Origin of the sequence: Olivibacter sp. EAT-5, from assembly GCF_044784325.1 — a bacterium.
GTDB classification, from domain to species: Bacteria; Bacteroidota; Bacteroidia; order Sphingobacteriales; family Sphingobacteriaceae; genus Olivibacter; species Olivibacter oleidegradans.
The window spans coordinates 1896291-1912454 of the sequence record NZ_CP173028.1; the positions used below are offsets into that span (position 1 = coordinate 1896291).

Here is a 16164-nt window from a genome sequence, read left to right on the forward strand (position 1 = left end):
CGTTTATTTTTCAAATTTTTCTAACAGTTCCTTGAGGGTAAAGGTAATAATTATGGGTTTACCACTCAAAGAAACATTAGGTGTTGAACAGGCAAAGAGCTTATCGATAATGTCATTCATTTCATCAATGTTTAGGGCTGTACCGCTTTTAATAGCCGCATTGCGGGCCAGGCTCCTTGCCAGGTTCTCCCTTTTGGTTAACTTTAAAGTTGATTGATTATTTTTATAGGCTTCCAGTAATTGCTCAAGTACTTGTGATTCACTGAGTCCACTGCCTAAATCAGCCGGGATTCCTTCTACAATAAAGGTGTTCCGTCCAAAAGCCCTAATTTGAAATCCCAATGCATGGATATCAGGTAGTAAGTCGGTGATAAGTTCAAAATCCGCTACGCTCAAATCAACTGTTTGCGGAAAGAGGCTTTGCTGACTGGCTCCTTGGTGTGTCTCCAGTTGTTGTAAGAACCTTTCAAATAAAATTCGCTCATGAGCCGCTTGTTGGTCGATAAGGATAAAACCGGATCGGATCTGCGACAAAATAAAGCGGTTATGAATTTGAAAGATGAGCTTACCGGCTGGTTTCTCTTGGGTTTTTTCTATTGCCGATTCCTGCTGTTTATCTTCCGAATCAATACTTAACTGCTGATGGTGGGCTTTCTGCGTAATCTCATAGAGTGTTTCCCAATTCTGCGGAATGCCACTCTTTTTCTCAAAAGAGCGAGAGTAATTGTCTTGTCGTTCCTTTTGCTGAGAGCCTGTGTCAAAGGGATTGAATTGCGGATTAAAACTAATGGTCGGCGGGACAATATCTTCCGTTTTCTTGTGCGAAATCATATGGCTGAAACCCGTTTCCTGGTTGAAATCCAAAGTTGGCGTAATGTTGTACTTCCCTAGGGATCGCTTAACGGCCGAACGGATAATGGCGTATATCGATCGTTCATCCTGATACTTGATTTCTGTTTTTGTGGGATGGACGTTAACATCAATTTGCGCCGGATCAATCTCGATGAACAATACATATAGCGGATAGTTTTCGGAAGGAAGGATCTCTTCGTAAGCATTGAGTACCGCATGATTCAGGTAAGGATCTTTTATAAAACGGTTATTGACAAAAAAATACTGTTCGCCCCGGGTTTTTTTCGCATATTCCGGTTTTCCGATAAAACCATTTAGATTAATGATCGTTGTGGACTCTTCAACAGGTACTAAACGCTGGTTGTAATTACTTCCGAAGATGTGTATGATGCGCTGTTTTAGACCTTCTGAAGGAAGGTGAAAGACCTCGTTTCCATCGCTGTGCAGGCTAAAGAAGATCTTAGGGTGAGCTAGGGCAATCCGTTGAAATTCTTCAATGATATGGCGCATTTCAACCGGATTACTTTTCAGGAAATTACGTCGTGCAGGCGTGTTGAAAAATAAATTTTTAACGCAAATACTTGTGCCGGCAGGCGTTGCTGTTGGTTCTTGATTTATTATTTCGGATCCCTCTATCATAATGCAGGTCCCCAGCTCGTCTTCATGTCGTCTTGTTTTAAGCTCAACGTGAGCGATGGCGGCGATAGAAGCCATGGCTTCACCCCGAAATCCCATGGTTCTGATAGCGAAGAGATCTTCAGCCTTTCTTAATTTTGAGGTCGCATGGCGCTCGAAACAAAGGCGTGCATCTGTAACACTCATGCCGCAACCGTTATCGATTACCTGGATAAGGGATTTACCTGCGTCTTTTACGATTAATTGAATTTTATCTGCACCTGCATCAATAGCATTTTCTATCAGCTCCTTTACTGCCGATGCCGGACGTTGTACTACCTCCCCTGCCGCAATCTGATTGGCTACTGCATCTGGTAGTAATTGAATGATATCTGACATACCCTGCGAATTTACAAATTAGATATGAGACTACCTTGTTAGCTCCGCAAGCTTTCTGTCAAACAAACTGATTTCTTCTTCGCTGGTGTCAAACGAACACATTAGCCGAACTTCATGCATATGCTCGTCCCAAAGGTAGAAAAAAAGCGTCTCTTGTAGAGGCTTGATCCAATTAGGGGGTATTTTGGCGAAAATGGCATTGACTTCCACCGGTTTGGTAATGATGATCTGGGGATATTTCCTTAAGACGGTAGCTAACTGTTGCGTTCGTTCCAAAACAATGTTGGCATACTTTCTATAGGTGTCGTGATTTAATAGGGCTAAAAACTGGGCAGAGATGAAGCGACTTTTAGACGCTAATTGCATACTGCGTTTATGAAAAAAAGGACTGTCGTGAATATGTTCATTAAAAACAAGCACGGCCTCGCCATAAAGCATGCCCGACTTTGTTCCGCCCAATGATAAAGCATCAACTCCACTAGCCTGTACAACATCTTGTAGCGTACAATTCAAAGCTGTGATGGCCGTAAATAGACGGGAGCCATCCATATGGATTAAAAGATCGTTTTCATTTGCTACGCGATGAATTCCTCTCAATTCGTCTAAGGTATAAAGCGTTCCGTATTCAGTAGGTTGTGTGATACTCAGTACTTTAATTTGCGGGTGATGTAAATCACCACGACGCTTCACAGCCCGTTGTATGGTAGCGGGTGTTAACTTGCCTGTTTCATCGATAGGTAGCGGTATAAGCCGGCAACCGGTCAGGCCTTCGGGCGCCGTTGATTCATCGACATATATATGCGCGGTTTCTGCACAAAGAATCGCATCGTATGGTTTGGTCAATAGGCTTAAGGCCAATAGATTGGCTCCTGTTCCATTAAATACCAAGTGCAATTTGAACTGATAATTAATGAGTAGTCGTAATTCGTCTTTTAACCTTTCTGTCGTTTTGTCATTTCCATATGCGACAGCATGATCTTGATTTTCATGCAGGAGCGCCTGCATTACTTCCGTAATAGCTCCTGCATAATTGTCGCTTGCCAGTGATTTCATTTTCGAAATGCGTTTTTCAGGCCAAAGGTAATTAAATGTGTCGTAACACAAAGACCGCCGAGTGAACACTACTCGGCGGTCTTTGAAATTAACAATTAAAAAATCTTGTTCTTTAAGTTGGCTTAACTGAATGACACATCACTGCGTGAATCAAAAATACTATGAGGTGTATAAAAGCGACTTAAAGCATTAACCTTTAACACTAGTAAATTTACGAAAATTAAACCGTTCATGTAAATTAGTTTTCAACAGAAAAGCAGGTTTTCAACATATTTCTGTGGAAAAGTTTGATATCCTGAGACTTATTGCTGTTGGAGAAATCGGGAACGCGTTTGCGACAGCTTGTATCATAAAAAAAAACGGTACTGCTACTACAGTACCGCTTTTTGCGTTAGCAGATGAAACGCTATTTATCGATAGAGCCCAACACACGTTTCATAAAAGTGTTCAGGGCCTCTTTTTTGTCCATGCCTTGCTCTTGAACTAATTTATTCACTTCAATAGCACCATACATGTTGGATATTAGCTCACCGATAACGTCTAACTCTTCATCTTTCAATGAGGAGACTTCGGTAAGAGATTCAAGCGTTTCAATTGCTTCAATCACAAAATCCTCATCATTTTCCTCAATGAATTGAGTTAAATGCTTAATTACTGGTAACTTCATTTACTAATTGCGTTAAGGCATCCAGTTTATTTGTCTGCACTTGATTGAGCAGTTTGCCGCCTTTAAAAGCCGCGAATGTAGGTAAATTAGTCACATTAGCGAGCTTTCTTGATTCCGGCAACTTCTCGGCATCAACAATAACAAACGGTATATTTTCGTTTTCTGAAGCCAATTTTTTAAACTTTGGTTTCATAATTTTGCAGTTACCGCACCAGGTTGCAGCGTATTGAACCAATACGACATCATTCTGGTTAACGATATCTACCAAATTATCTTGTTCTAATTCTTGTAACATAATAAATTAATTTGCGGATAAGTAGCTAGCCACACCCTCACGATTAGCATTCATCGCTTGCTTTCCTTCTTCCCAGTTGGCAGGGCATACTTCTCCAAATTGTTGAACATGAGAATAAGCATCAATCAAACGTAAGTATTCTTTTACATTACGGCCAACAGGCATATCATTTACACTCTCGTGGAATACTTTACCATCTTCATCTACTAGATAAGTAGCTCTGAACGTAACATTAGATCCTTCAATAATCAACGAATCCAATTCTTCGTCATAAGCTGCTTTTTGTATATCCAAAATGCCCAATACGTTCGCTAAATTACGTGTAGTGTCTGCTAAGATTGGGTAAGTTACTCCTTCGATACCGCCATTATCTTTTGCGGTGTTTAACCATGCGAAGTGTACTTCGTTGGTGTCGCAAGATGCGCCAATTACAATAGTATTTCTTTTTTCAAATTCAGGTAAAGCTTCCTGAAATGCATGCAATTCGGTAGGGCAAACGAAGGTGAAATCTTTTGGATACCAGAATAACAATACCTTCTTTCCTTTTTTAGTAGCCTCTTCTAATACGTTAATTCTTAAATCATCGCCCATGTGATCCATGGCGTCAACAGTAATGTTCGGGAATTTTTTACCTACTAAGCTCATATTAAATTTTTTTTCGTTTTTGATGCCACAAAGATAAGGCTTTCTGCTAGGTTAAAGTATCTTATTTTCTTATGGGGTTATAAATAAAAACTATACTTAGAGCGCGATGGTATTGCAAAATAAAATAGTCAAATCTTTTAAACGTTAATCAAAAAGCAATGTCAGAAGCCCCGCCAAGAGCAGGCATGTCAAAGTGCAATCGTATTACTGCTAATTGTCTTGTAAATTGCATATAAGCGGAAATTTATCTAAGTTTGCGTTCCAAAATGGCCCTGTAGTTCAACGGATACCTGCCTGCCGGCAGGCAGGGAATAGAAGTTTAGCTACCGAAGATAGGTTTATTAAACTTTAGCTATGGAGATATACTATGTATACGCCATTAGAAGTGAGAGGGACGGGCGAATATATGTTGGTTTAAGTCAGAATGTTGAAAAACGTTTGAATGAGCACAACGAGGGAAGGACTAAATCAACGAAGGGATATATCCCTTGGCAATTGATTTATAAAGAGGAGGTCGGTAATCGACTGACGGCAAGAAAAAGAGAAAAATATTATAAATCTGGTATAGGTAAAGAATTTTTAAAATCTTTGCAAATTGAATAATGGCCCTGTAGTTCAACGGATAGAATAGAAGTTTCCTAAACTTTAGATATGGGTTCGATTCCCGTCGGGGCTACGAAAAAAGCGGCTTATTGCAAAATAAGCCGCTTTTTTGTTTGAAGCTGATGCCCGCTCTTCAATAAATGCGTGTTAATGAGCTTTTGAACAAAGCATATTGAACTTTTAAACAAAATCTACCGTCTACTAAGAGCCTACTTTTGTATTGTATTAAATATATAAGACAATGGAAAAAGTATGGTTTATAACAGGAAGTTCCAGGGGATTGGGACGTAGCCTGACGGAAGCAGTGCTGGCTAGCGGCGATAAAGTAGTCGCAACGGCCCGTAATATTAATCAACTAAATGATTTGTTAAAGCAATATGCCGATCAGGTACTGCCAATAGCTTTAGATGTGACCGATTATAAGCAGGTTTCACAGTCGATGGCTGAGGCGGTAAAACATTTTGGTCGTATTGATGTGCTGGTTAACAATGCCGGTTTCGGTATCATTGGTGCGGCGGAAGCCTATACCGATGAACAGGTACGGAGTCAGCTAGAAACGAATCTATATGCTCCGATAGAAATCACTCGAGCCGTGTTGCCCTATATGCGCAGTCAAGGAGGAGGCCGTATCCTGCAAATTAGTTCCATCGGCGGCCGAGTAGGTAATGCCGGTTTAACGATGTACCAAGCGGCTAAATTTGGCTTAAGTGGCTTCACAGAGGCATTGGCAAAAGAGGTAGCCCCATTGGGCATTTACGTTACCAGCGTAGAACCAGGCGGCTTCCGCACGGATTGGGCCGGTGCTTCTATGACCTATGCGCGGGAGATCGAAGATTACCTAATGGTGAAGCAGCGGACAGATTTTTTTAAAAGTGGAAAATTCATTGCCATGGGCGACCCTGTAAAGGCTGCCAAAGCTATGGTGGAATTGGCTTCTCATCCAACGCCGCCTATACATTTGGTATTGGGCAGTGAGGCTGTCGGCATGCTGAAAATTGCAAATGAGACCAGGCAGGCCGAAATGGAAGAATGGATGGAGGTTAGTTTATCTACCGATCATGACACTTCTGAGAACTTTCTTGATACACCTCAAGGTCAGTGGTATACCGGTAATCTGCAAAGAAAACATTAATATTGTATATATATAGGCGGCTAGTTTCATCGCTACGGCTATGTTGACGACTATCTGCCTATTTTACAAATTGCCTATGTCCGAACCAAAAACAAATGGAAGATCGTCACCAATTGCGTATTCATGCTACTTCAATCGTAACCGTGAGGGCGAACAGTTTGCACCGGAACACGTATTCAGTTATCAATTATCGGGTACACTGCTAATAAATACAGGAGACAGTGAACATGTTTTCAATGAAGGCGATTTTCGATTTATCAAAAGGAATCAACTTTTGAAGTTTGTTAAACAACCGCCAGTCGGAGGTGTTTTTAAATCGATCTCAATTTACCTTGATCAGCCCATGTTAAGGGACTTTAGTATAGTATATGGGTATAAAGCCATAGAAGAGCCGTTCAGAGGAGAAGCAGTGATGCGGTTAAACGGAGGAGCGTTATGTAAAAGTTTCATGAATTCATTGATGCCTTACACCGGAAGCGATCAAGCGATCCCTCAACAGCTTCAAGTTTTGAAACAACATGAGGCGGTTATGATTTTACTACAATCCAAACCTGAATTGCAGAATATATTATTTGATTTCACGGAACCGGGTAAGATCGATTTGGAGGCCTTCATGAATAAAAACTTTCATTTTAACGTACAGCTTAAACGCTTCGCCTACCTTACCGGTCGCAGTTTGGCTACCTTTAAGCGTGACTTTGAGCATATTTTTCATACCTCTCCAAGTAAGTGGTTACAACAAAGACGATTGCAGGAGGCTCATTATCTAATTAAAGAGAAGGGGCGTGCTCCTTCTGATGTATACTTGGAGATCGGATTCGAAGATCTTTCGCATTTTTCCTTCGCCTTTAAAAAAATGTATGGTATGCCGCCGTCTAAGTTAGTTTAATAACGAAAGAATTTAAAATATTCCAATTATCGGCGTGTATTTGTGCTTGCTAAGCTTTTCTTTGTGCTGTTTTCATGTCTGCAATACGAGATTTTGTGCCTTTTTTTGTGTCTATATTTCGTGTTTGTTATATTTTTTACCGATTCATCGGCTTTTTTCAGTAATTTTTGATTTGATTTCTTGTGTTTATCTTCTGTTTTGCTATTTTTGTGTATAAAACAGCTTTTTTGTGTTAATAATGAAAAAATAGATAGATTGTTGTTTGATGTAAAATTTATCGAATAAATTAAAGGATGGATTGGATACGGCTTCTCGGCAACTATTTTTTATGATATCAGTTTTTGACTGTCATTGAGCTATTACATTTAACTAAGATTTAACAATTCACTGTTGTTCGTATGGACAACTTTACATACTTTTGACCCCGATCATGAAATGGCTCGTTAGATTTTTTCTATCGCTGTGTTTGCTCTTCTTGAGCAGATACAATCACCTACACGCTTACGCGCATCAAGACCATATCCGTTATTCATTGGTAAAAATTTTTGAACGGGGAGCTTATGAGCAGATAGGTGAGGCGAATGAATTGGTTTTTAAGCCAGCGCCGCTCAACGAAGAAAAAGTCACCGAAAAAATACGGGCTACAGACAAGGAGGAAGAAGATGACTCGGTTTCTTCCCGAAAATATTTAGAAATCAGTAATTATTTTACTGATTTTTTTTATGCCTTAAGTGCGAGGTATTTTTGGCGACAGATGAAGCAAAGTTTGGCTTCCTCAGAACATGCTCCGTATACCTCGTCCCGAACCTACCTCCTGTTTCGGGTTATTCGAATTTGATTTTTCTCTGCTAACGGAAAAAGCCTAACCTTGCTATTCCGTTATTTCTACATTCCATAAATAATACATGCTAATGGTTTAAACGTGAGAATAAACCTGAGGTGTTCTTGTGTACAATTTTCAAAAAATATTAAGAATCATATTGCTTCGATAAGCGAATTATTATGAAGAGAATTTTCATGCTCATGGGCCTGGGGGCGATGTTGTGCCATGCCGGTTGCCAATCGAAAAAAGAAGAGAAAGAAGAGCAAACCAAATTTTTGGTAACAACGCCCGTCAAGATGGATACGTCGATCATCAAAGATTATGTATGCCAGATTCGTTCCGTACAACATATTGAGTTAAGAGCGCAGGAGCGCGGTTATTTACAGAAGATTTTTGTAGATGAGGGACAGTTTGTGAAGGCAGGACAGTTGTTGTTTCAAATTATGCCTAAACTGTACGAAGCTGAGCTGCAAAAAGCACAAGCAGAGGCAAACTTTGCCGAAATAGAATATAAAAATACCAAAAGCTTAGCTGATAGTAACATCGTAGCGCCGAATGAATTGGCAATGGCGAAGGCCAAGTTTGACAAAGCGAAGGCCGAACTCGCGCTAACAAAAGTGCATTTGCAATTTACCGAAATCCGGGCGCCATTTGATGGAATCATCGATCGGTTCCATGTACGGCAGGGAAGTTTAGTAGAGGAAGGCGACTTACTAACGGAGCTTTCTGATAATAGCAAGATGTGGGTATATTACAATGTACCGGAAGCCGAGTATTTAGACTATAAAACGAATCTTAAAAAGGACAGTTTAACGAAGGTTGATTTACTAATGGCTAATAACCGGTTGTTCGACTATCCGGGTAGGGTGGAGACCATTGAGGCCGACTTTAACAATGAAACCGGTAATATTGCTTTCAGGGCAACCTTTCCTAATCCCAAAGGATTGTTGAGACACGGCGAAACGGGTAACATTCAAATGAAAACTCCCTATAAAAACGCAGTGATTATTCCGCAAAAGGCTACGTTCGAGGTGCTTGAAAAGAAATATGTGTATGTACTGGATAAAGATAATAAGATACAATCAAGAGAGATTAAAATAGCTGCAGAGTTGCCACATCTCTTCCTTATTGAATCAGGTTTGTCTGTAGATGATAAGGTTCTCCTAGAAGGTATTCGGCTAGTTAAAGAAAACGAGAAAATTGAATACAAGCTGGAAGACCCCAAAGATGTTATATCGCATTTGGAGTTATATGCAGAATAGTGGATTAACTTAAAAAAAATCAGATGTTCAATAAATTCATACAGAGGCCTGTATTTGCGATTGTAATATCTATTATGATTGTATTTGTAGGTTCCTTGGCAATCAAACAGTTGCCCATATCACAATTCCCCCAAATTGCGCCAACAACCGTTAATGTTTTTATAGCTTATCCGGGATCTAGCGCAGATGTATTAGTGCAGTCGACGCTGATTAACTTAGAGAACGCGATTAACGGTGTTCAGGGTATGCGTTATATAGCCACCGATGCAACCAGTGCGGGGGAAGCTACCTTAAGGGTTATTTTTGAACCCGGTACCGATCCTGACCAAGCGGTAGTCAGGGTGAAAACCAGGGTCGACCAGGTGATGCCCCTCTTGCCCGAACTGGTTCAGCGTGAAGGAGTAGTCGTCTCCCCCATCCAGCCGAGTATGTTGATGTATGTCAACCTGTACGCAAAGGGTAAGAACATGGACGAAAAATTCCTGTATAACTATGCCAGCGTAAAAATGATCCCTGAAATCAATCGGATTAAGGGGGTGGCAAGATCGCAGATATTAGGTAGTAGAACCTATGCTATGCGGGTTTGGCTAAATCCCGACCGTATGCGAGCTTACCATATATCGGTAGACGAAGTGATGGACGCGATGGCTGAACAAAGTATTGTTGGTCGTCCGGGACGTATCGGACAGAGCTCAGGTATCAAAGCGCAGTCGTTAGAGTACGTATTAACCTATAAGGGCAGGTATAGTGAACCCGCTGAGTATGAAAATATCATTATTCGCGCCAATGCGGATGGTGAGCGTATTCGTTTAGGAGATATAGGTAAAGTAGAGCTGGGAAGTGAGTTCTTCGATATTTACTCCAACCTTGACGGTCATCCTTCAGCTTCCATATTGTTAAACCAAAACTATGGTAGTAACGCGAGTGATGTAATCGCTGCTGTAAAAGACAAACTTGCGGAGATGAAGGAAACGTTCCCTCCCGGATTGGATTATAAAATCAGTTATGACGTTTCCCAGTTCCTTGATGCCTCTATCGAACAGGTTGTCCATACGTTAAGGGACGCCTTTATCTTGGTGGCAATCGTTGTGTTTGTTTTCCTGGGCGACTGGAGATCTACGCTTATTCCTATATTGGCGGTGCCGGTATCGCTTGTAGGAGCATTCTTTGTTATCCAATTTTTCGGATTATCTATTAACCTGGTAACTTTGTTTGCCCTTGTATTAGCGATCGGTATTGTGGTGGATGATGCCATTGTGGTGGTGGAAGCGGTCCACGCCAAATTTGATGAGTTTCCTAGCATGACGCCCTACCAGGCTGTAAAAAGGGTGCTGGGAGAAATTAGTGGTGCGATTATAGCGATTACGGCAGTAATGGTATCGGTGTTCTTACCTATCTCCTTCATGACGGGCCCTGTGGGTACCTTCTATCGGCAATTCTCTATTACGATGGCGAGCTCGATTGTGATTTCGGCCATTATAGCGCTTACCCTCACACCGGTACTATGTGCCATGTTGTTAAAAAACCATCACACACACCACGCAAAGCCGAATATATTTACCAAAGCACTTGATAGCTTTAACCGTGGTTTTGATAAGCTTACCGGTAAATATGTCGGCGTATTAAAGTCTATAGTAAGCAGAAGAGTACTGACATTTGCTGTCTTAGCGGCGTTCTGTGCAGGTATCTTCTTCGAAAACCAGGTACTTCCTGCTGGTTTTATCCCCAGTGAAGACCAGGGTACTATTTACGGAATTATCCAAACACCTCCGGGATCTACGCTGGAAACGACCAATGAGGTATCGCGAAAGCTTCAGGGAATTTGTGAACATGTAGACGGGGTAGAGTCGGTATCCTCCCTTGCCGGCTATGAAATTATGACAGAAGGTCGGGGTTCTAATGCAGGTACCTGTATGATTAACCTTAAACCATGGCATGAAAGGGAACACTCCGTTACCGAGATCATGAAAGAATTAGAAGAGAAATCCAAAGGCTTGGGGGCAACCATCGAGTTCTTTGAGCCGCCGGCTATTCCCGGATTCGGATCATCAGGCGGTTTCTCCTTACGGTTGCTAGATAAAAATACAACCACGGATTACCAGGAATTTGATAAAGTGAACAAACAGTTCCTCGAAGATTTGCGTAAACGTAAGGAGCTCGCCGGATTATTTACCTTCTTTGCGGCAAATTATCCTCAATATGAGCTTGAAGTTGACAACAATTTAGCCATGCAAAAAGGTGTCTCTATTGGTAAAGCAATGGACAACCTGAATATTATGATTGGTAGTACCTATGAGCAAGGTTTCATCAAGTTTGGCCGCTTCTTTAAAGTATATGTTCAATCGGATCCTAAATTCAGAAGACTACCATCTGATATACTTAATCTTTTCGTCAAAAACGATCACGGTGAAATGGTGCCTTATTCGGCATTTATGAAGCTTAAAAAGTCGCAAGGGCCAAACGAGATTACCCGATACAATATGTACAATTCGGCAGCCATCAGGGGACTTCCGGCAGCTGGTTATACTACTGCCGATGCTATTCAGGCTATTCGCGAAGTAGCGAAAAAATCGCTTCCTAACGGGTATGATATTGCATGGGAAGGACTTTCTTATGACGAGGCTAACAGAGGGAATGAGTCGCTCTATATATTCCTAATCGTACTGGCGTTTGTGTACTTTGTTCTTGCAGCACAATATGAGAGCTTTATCATCCCACTTGCGGTGGTATTCTCCTTGCCCGTGGGGGTGTTCGGTTCGTTTTTACTCCTTAAGTTAATGGGACTTCAAAATGATATCTACGCTCAAATCGGTCTTATCATGCTTGTCGGACTGCTTGGTAAGAACGCTGTATTGATTGTTGAGTTTGCCGTACTCAAACATCGAGAAGGAGCCTCCATACTGGAAGCGGCTATTGAAGGGGCGAAGGTCCGTTTCCGTCCTATCCTGATGACATCGTTTGCCTTCATTGCGGGATTAATTCCGTTAATTATTGCAACAGGTGCCGGCGCGATTGGCAACAGGACCATTGGTGCATCCGCGATGGGCGGTATGGTATTCGGTACTGTCTTCGGTGTAATTATAGTTCCTGGACTATACTATATTTTCGGTTCCCTTGCTAGCGGAAGAAAACTGATTAAGGGTGAAGATGAAAACTCATTATCCGATGAGTTTGTACATCAAATAGATAAATTCGATAATGGTGATGAAAATGAGTAAGATGTCTAAAAAATATAAATATGTATACGTTATAATAGGCTGCTTGGTACTAATAACGTATACAGGATGTAAAACACCTGCATTAGTTCAGCGTGAAGCAAATACAAAGACTCCTGCGAGCTATAATGGTTCGCAGGATACCGTTAACACGGCAAAATTGACTTGGAAGGAGTACTTTACTGATCCTTATTTAGCGGCGTTGATTGATACAGCTTTAAAAAATAATCAGGAACTGAATATTACCTTACAGGAAATTGAAATTTCAAGGAACGAGATTCGGGAGAGAAAGGGGGAGTATCTCCCATTCGTGGGGATTAAAGGGGCAGCTGGTGTTGATAAAGTAGCTAGATATACCAATATCGGGGCATTAGAACATCACTTAGAAATAAAAGAAGGAAAGGAAAATCCCGAGCCACTCCCTGATTATATGTTGGGACTTTCCGCTACTTGGGAAATAGATATTTGGAAGAAGCTGCATAATGCAAAGAAAGCGGCTGTAAGCCGGTATCTGTCGACCGTAGAAGGGAAAAATTTCGTTATTACCAATCTGGTTGCCGAAATCGCCAACTCATATTATGAGTTATTGGCACTGGATAACCAGTTGGATATTGTTAAAAAGAATATCGAAATTCAAAGTAATGCCTTAAGAATAGTAAAAATGCAGAAAGAGGCCGCACAGGTTACGGAGCTGGCGGTGCGCAGATTTGAGGCAGAGGTGTTGAACACCAAAAGCCTTCAGTATGCTATTCAGCAACGTGTTACAGAAACGGAGAACCGAATTAACTTTTTATTGGGAAGGTATCCGCAGCCTATTCAACGGACTAGTGATAATTTCGAGCATTTGATACCCGAGGCTGTACATACGGGTTTACCTGCGCAATTGTTGGCAAATCGCCCGGATATCAAGCAGGCTGAATTGGAATTAGCAGCGGCGAAACTGGATATTAAGGTAGCAAAAGCCAGGTTTTATCCTTCTTTAGGAATTTCAGCGGCCATCGGTTACCAAGCTTTTGATCCTACTTATCTCGTGAAGACCCCAAAGTCCTTGCTTTATTCCCTGGCGGGCGATATCACAGCTCCTTTAATTAATAGGAATGCCATAAAGGCTGCGTATTATAATGCCAATGCCAAGCAGATACAGGCTGTTTATAATTATGAGCGGACTGTTTTAAATGCTTATGTTGAAGTGGCTAATCAATTGGCGAAAATTAACAACCTGGAAAAAAGTTACGATTTAAAGTCAAAACAAGTGGATGCCCTTTCGCAGTCGATTGGTATTTCCAATAGCCTTTTCAAATCAGCTAGGGCAGATTATATGGAAGTGTTATTGACGCAGCGTGATGCCTTGGAATCCAAATTTGAATTGGTTGAAACAAAAATGCAACAGATGAATGCCATGGTAAATATTTACAGGGCATTGGGTGGTGGATGGAACTAGCTGAATTTTTTGGATTGATTGAGGCCCTCGAAACGGTTGTTTTGAGGGCCTTTTTGATGCAGTTGATCTAATAAAAGGGTAAACTTTTTAACGAGCATCTTGTTCCCCTTTATGAGAGCTAATAAAAGGAAAAATGATGATACTTGTGTTGTTATGTACTTATACGCTTCTTCAATCCAATGCACCGCAGGATTATAAACAGCTCCGCGAGAAAATGGTTATTGAACAGCTAGAAGCTCGTGGAATACACCACGATGCCACCTTGCAAGCGATGAGGCAAGTAGAACGACATTTGTTTGTACCCTCTCCTTACCAATCCTATGCTTACGAAGATCGTCCGCTTCCAATTGGTTTTAGACAAACAATTTCCCAACCCTTTATAGTGGCAAGCATGACACAAATGCTTGACTTAAGTAAAGACGATCGCGTACTTGAGATTGGAACCGGATCGGGTTATCAGGCAGCGGTGTTAGCAGAGATTGTAGCGCAGGTTTATACGATTGAGATTGTGAAGGAACTGGGTGAACGTACCAAAAAGTTATTGCATCAGCTGAATTATAACAATATAGAAGTTGTCATTGGTGATGGCTATCAAGGCTTAAGATCAGCCGCGCCTTTTGACGCCATCATTGTTACTGCAGCGCCGGAAAAAATCCCGGAACCACTCGTCGAGCAGTTGAAAGACGGCGGAAAAATGATCATACCGATTGGACCTACCAAAGGCATGCAAACCTTAAAGCTCTTAAAGAAAAAGAAAGGGAAGCTTGTCGTTCAAGATCTTATGCATGTTCGTTTTGTCCCATTTACAAGGAAAAATAGATGAGATGGCTTGTTTACCGGATCATTTTTTTAGCGATCGAGCCTAACATTGCAAGTTTCTTCTCAAGTTCATCCGACCATTGTAAGCCGTAGCTCAAACGCATACAATTGTTAAATTGATTTTGAAGGGTAAACATACGACCGGGTGCAATGCTTATTTTTTGACGCATAGCCTGATCGTATAGCAACGGAACATTTAAATTTGGATTCAGTTCTACCCAGAGTACAAATCCTCCCTGAGGTCTGCTGACCCGTGTTTCTTCTGGAAAGTAGTCGTGAATAGCTCGCGTAAAGTGTAGGCTGTTTGCTTGCAATGTACGACGCATTTTTCGAAGGTGGGCCTCATATCGTCCATTTTCTAAAAAATCGCCAATAACTTCCTGGGTGAGTGTGGTGGATGAAACGGCATGTAGTAGCTTAAGGCGGATAACTTGCTCCTTAAACTTCCCGGGCGCAACCCAACCTACCCGATAGCCGGGAGCCAAGGTTTTAGATACTGACCCACACCATAGAACCAAGCCCTTTTTGTCGAAGGCTTTGCAGGGTTTAGGTCGGTTTTCTCCAAAGTAAACATCACCATATAAATCATCTTCTATAAGCGGTATTTCGTGTTCCGATAACATGTTTACCAATGCCTTTTTATTCTCTTCGGGCATACAACTTCCAAGGGGATTGTTGAAGTTACTTACCACTAAGCAAAGTTTTATGCTAGGTAACACCTTTCGTAATGCATCGAGTTCCATACCGGTTATGGGATGGGTTGGTATTTCCAGCACTTCAAGCCCTAAGCTTTTCGCCAATTGCAATATACCAAAGTAAACAGGACTTTCCACCGCAATGGTATCGCCCTTTTTAGCAAGGGCCATCATACAATACGACAGTGCATTCATGGCACCGGCAGTAGTAACTAAATCATCCGCAGTGAGCATACCTCCCCAGGTGAAAGACCATCGCGCAATATTGCGACGCAATTTAAAATTTCCTTGAATTTCTTCGTAGGCAGTGCCACTTCCGTCAAGCGTACGGGTAGCTTGTAATAAGCTTTTATTCAGCTTGGCTATTGGTAAAAGTTCATTGGCTGGAACACCTATGGAAAACCGAGTAATAGAGGTGTCGTTTAACGACCGGTAAACCTTATCGATCAGGTTTTCCGCTTGTTCCTGATGCGATAAGACAGAAGGATTACTGGTGGTGGGAACAGGTAGTCTGCTTCTCGAATGCCTGGAGACATAGAAGCCCGATTGGGGGCGTGATTCGATGAGTGCTTTTCTTTCCAGTTCGAAAAAAGCACGTGTCGCTGTATTCATGCTTACGCCATATTCTCTTTTTACCGTACGAATAGAGGGTAACTTATCTCCTATTTTTAATACATTATTGCGTATTTGCTGCTCAATTGCCTTAGCTATGACAATATATAATGCTTCTTCTTTCATAATATAAACTGTATCCTTCAA

At 41.4% G+C, this 16164-nt stretch carries 14 protein-coding genes and 1 tRNA gene; 9 read left to right on the forward strand and 6 right to left on the reverse strand.

From position 1 onward, the window contains the following. Positions 1–3 precede the first annotated feature (3 nt). The 5 genes from mutL to ACH11B_RS07710 form a co-directional block, all read right to left on the reverse strand. Positions 4–1866: a DNA mismatch repair endonuclease MutL gene (gene mutL, locus ACH11B_RS07690; protein WP_377613202.1), complete on the reverse strand. Its 1863-nt coding sequence runs from the start codon at positions 1864–1866 to the stop codon at positions 4–6. Between the two features lie 30 nt (positions 1867–1896). Then, positions 1897–2919 (reverse strand): low specificity L-threonine aldolase, encoded by a 1023-nt coding sequence (locus tag ACH11B_RS07695; RefSeq protein WP_013664766.1) that lies wholly within the window; start codon positions 2917–2919, stop codon positions 1897–1899. Positions 2920–3325: 406 nt separating this feature from the next. After that, positions 3326–3586, reverse strand: a complete 261-nt coding sequence (locus ACH11B_RS07700; protein WP_013664768.1) for a DUF6952 family protein — start codon at positions 3584–3586, stop codon at positions 3326–3328. Then, positions 3567–3881, reverse strand: a complete 315-nt coding sequence (locus tag ACH11B_RS07705) for a thioredoxin family protein (protein WP_013664769.1) — start codon at positions 3879–3881, stop codon at positions 3567–3569. The genes ACH11B_RS07700 and ACH11B_RS07705 overlap by 20 nt, the downstream gene beginning before the upstream one ends. A 6-nt stretch (positions 3882–3887) precedes the next feature. Next, positions 3888–4526, reverse strand: coding sequence for a peroxiredoxin (locus ACH11B_RS07710; protein ID WP_013664770.1), 639 nt, complete (start codon positions 4524–4526; stop codon positions 3888–3890). 354 nt (positions 4527–4880) lie between these two features. On the opposite strand from ACH11B_RS07710, the gene ACH11B_RS07715 reads away from it, so the two are divergent. The 9 genes from ACH11B_RS07715 to ACH11B_RS07755 all read left to right on the forward strand — a co-directional run bounded on the left by ACH11B_RS07715 (position 4881) and on the right by ACH11B_RS07755 (position 14714). Continuing rightward, complete coding sequence (locus ACH11B_RS07715) at positions 4881–5129, forward strand: GIY-YIG nuclease family protein (protein ID WP_377613203.1); 249 nt, start codon at positions 4881–4883, stop codon at positions 5127–5129. A 1-nt stretch (position 5130) separates the two neighbouring features. Next, positions 5131–5202, forward strand: a tRNA-Arg gene (locus tag ACH11B_RS07720). Positions 5203–5370: 168 nt separating this feature from the next. Further along, positions 5371–6261 carry an oxidoreductase gene (locus ACH11B_RS07725; RefSeq protein WP_377613204.1) on the forward strand — a complete coding sequence of 297 codons (891 nt, stop codon included), beginning with the start codon at positions 5371–5373 and terminating at the stop codon, positions 6259–6261. A gap of 76 nt (positions 6262–6337) precedes the next feature. Continuing rightward, complete coding sequence (locus ACH11B_RS07730; protein ID WP_377613205.1) at positions 6338–7150, forward strand: helix-turn-helix domain-containing protein; 813 nt, start codon at positions 6338–6340, stop codon at positions 7148–7150. 430 nt (positions 7151–7580) lie between these two features. Continuing rightward, positions 7581–7988, forward strand: coding sequence for a hypothetical protein (locus ACH11B_RS07735; protein ID WP_377613206.1), 408 nt, complete (start codon positions 7581–7583; stop codon positions 7986–7988). A gap of 164 nt (positions 7989–8152) precedes the next feature. After that, a complete protein-coding gene (locus ACH11B_RS07740; RefSeq protein ID WP_013664775.1) occupies positions 8153–9235 on the forward strand; it encodes an efflux RND transporter periplasmic adaptor subunit in 1083 nt (360 codons plus the stop codon). 23 nt (positions 9236–9258) lie between these two features. Next, positions 9259–12453: an efflux RND transporter permease subunit gene (locus tag ACH11B_RS07745; protein WP_377613207.1), complete on the forward strand. Its 3195-nt coding sequence runs from the start codon at positions 9259–9261 to the stop codon at positions 12451–12453. A 1-nt stretch (position 12454) separates the two neighbouring features. After that, positions 12455–13891 carry a TolC family protein gene (locus ACH11B_RS07750; protein WP_377613208.1) on the forward strand — a complete coding sequence of 479 codons (1437 nt, stop codon included), beginning with the start codon at positions 12455–12457 and terminating at the stop codon, positions 13889–13891. 133 nt (positions 13892–14024) lie between these two features. Next, positions 14025–14714: a protein-L-isoaspartate(D-aspartate) O-methyltransferase gene (locus ACH11B_RS07755; RefSeq protein WP_377613209.1), complete on the forward strand. Its 690-nt coding sequence runs from the start codon at positions 14025–14027 to the stop codon at positions 14712–14714. A 10-nt stretch (positions 14715–14724) separates the two neighbouring features. Here the strand turns inward: ACH11B_RS07755 and ACH11B_RS07760 are convergent, their stop codons facing one another. Next, positions 14725–16143: a PLP-dependent aminotransferase family protein gene (locus ACH11B_RS07760; RefSeq protein WP_013664779.1), complete on the reverse strand. Its 1419-nt coding sequence runs from the start codon at positions 16141–16143 to the stop codon at positions 14725–14727. Positions 16144–16164: the final 21 nt, after the last annotated feature.

What these genes read in the sequence shown, in the direction of transcription:
- mutL (WP_377613202.1), bottom strand. Translation starts at nt 1,866, where the DNA reads ATGTCAGATATCATTCAATTACTACCAGATGCAGTAGCCAATCAGATT.
- ACH11B_RS07695 (WP_013664766.1), bottom strand. Translation starts at nt 2,919, where the DNA reads ATGAAATCACTGGCAAGCGACAATTATGCAGGAGCTATTACGGAAGTA.
- ACH11B_RS07700 (WP_013664768.1), bottom strand. Translation starts at nt 3,586, where the DNA reads ATGAAGTTACCAGTAATTAAGCATTTAACTCAATTCATTGAGGAAAAT.
- ACH11B_RS07705 (WP_013664769.1), bottom strand. Translation starts at nt 3,881, where the DNA reads ATGTTACAAGAATTAGAACAAGATAATTTGGTAGATATCGTTAACCAG.
- ACH11B_RS07710 (WP_013664770.1), bottom strand. Translation starts at nt 4,526, where the DNA reads ATGAGCTTAGTAGGTAAAAAATTCCCGAACATTACTGTTGACGCCATG.
- ACH11B_RS07715 (WP_377613203.1), top strand. Translation starts at nt 4,881, where the DNA reads ATGGAGATATACTATGTATACGCCATTAGAAGTGAGAGGGACGGGCGA.
- ACH11B_RS07725 (WP_377613204.1), top strand. Translation starts at nt 5,371, where the DNA reads ATGGAAAAAGTATGGTTTATAACAGGAAGTTCCAGGGGATTGGGACGT.
- ACH11B_RS07730 (WP_377613205.1), top strand. Translation starts at nt 6,338, where the DNA reads ATGTCCGAACCAAAAACAAATGGAAGATCGTCACCAATTGCGTATTCA.
- ACH11B_RS07735 (WP_377613206.1), top strand. Translation starts at nt 7,581, where the DNA reads ATGAAATGGCTCGTTAGATTTTTTCTATCGCTGTGTTTGCTCTTCTTG.
- ACH11B_RS07740 (WP_013664775.1), top strand. Translation starts at nt 8,153, where the DNA reads ATGAAGAGAATTTTCATGCTCATGGGCCTGGGGGCGATGTTGTGCCAT.
- ACH11B_RS07745 (WP_377613207.1), top strand. Translation starts at nt 9,259, where the DNA reads ATGTTCAATAAATTCATACAGAGGCCTGTATTTGCGATTGTAATATCT.
- ACH11B_RS07750 (WP_377613208.1), top strand. Translation starts at nt 12,455, where the DNA reads ATGTCTAAAAAATATAAATATGTATACGTTATAATAGGCTGCTTGGTA.
- ACH11B_RS07755 (WP_377613209.1), top strand. Translation starts at nt 14,025, where the DNA reads ATGATGATACTTGTGTTGTTATGTACTTATACGCTTCTTCAATCCAAT.
- ACH11B_RS07760 (WP_013664779.1), bottom strand. Translation starts at nt 16,143, where the DNA reads ATGAAAGAAGAAGCATTATATATTGTCATAGCTAAGGCAATTGAGCAG.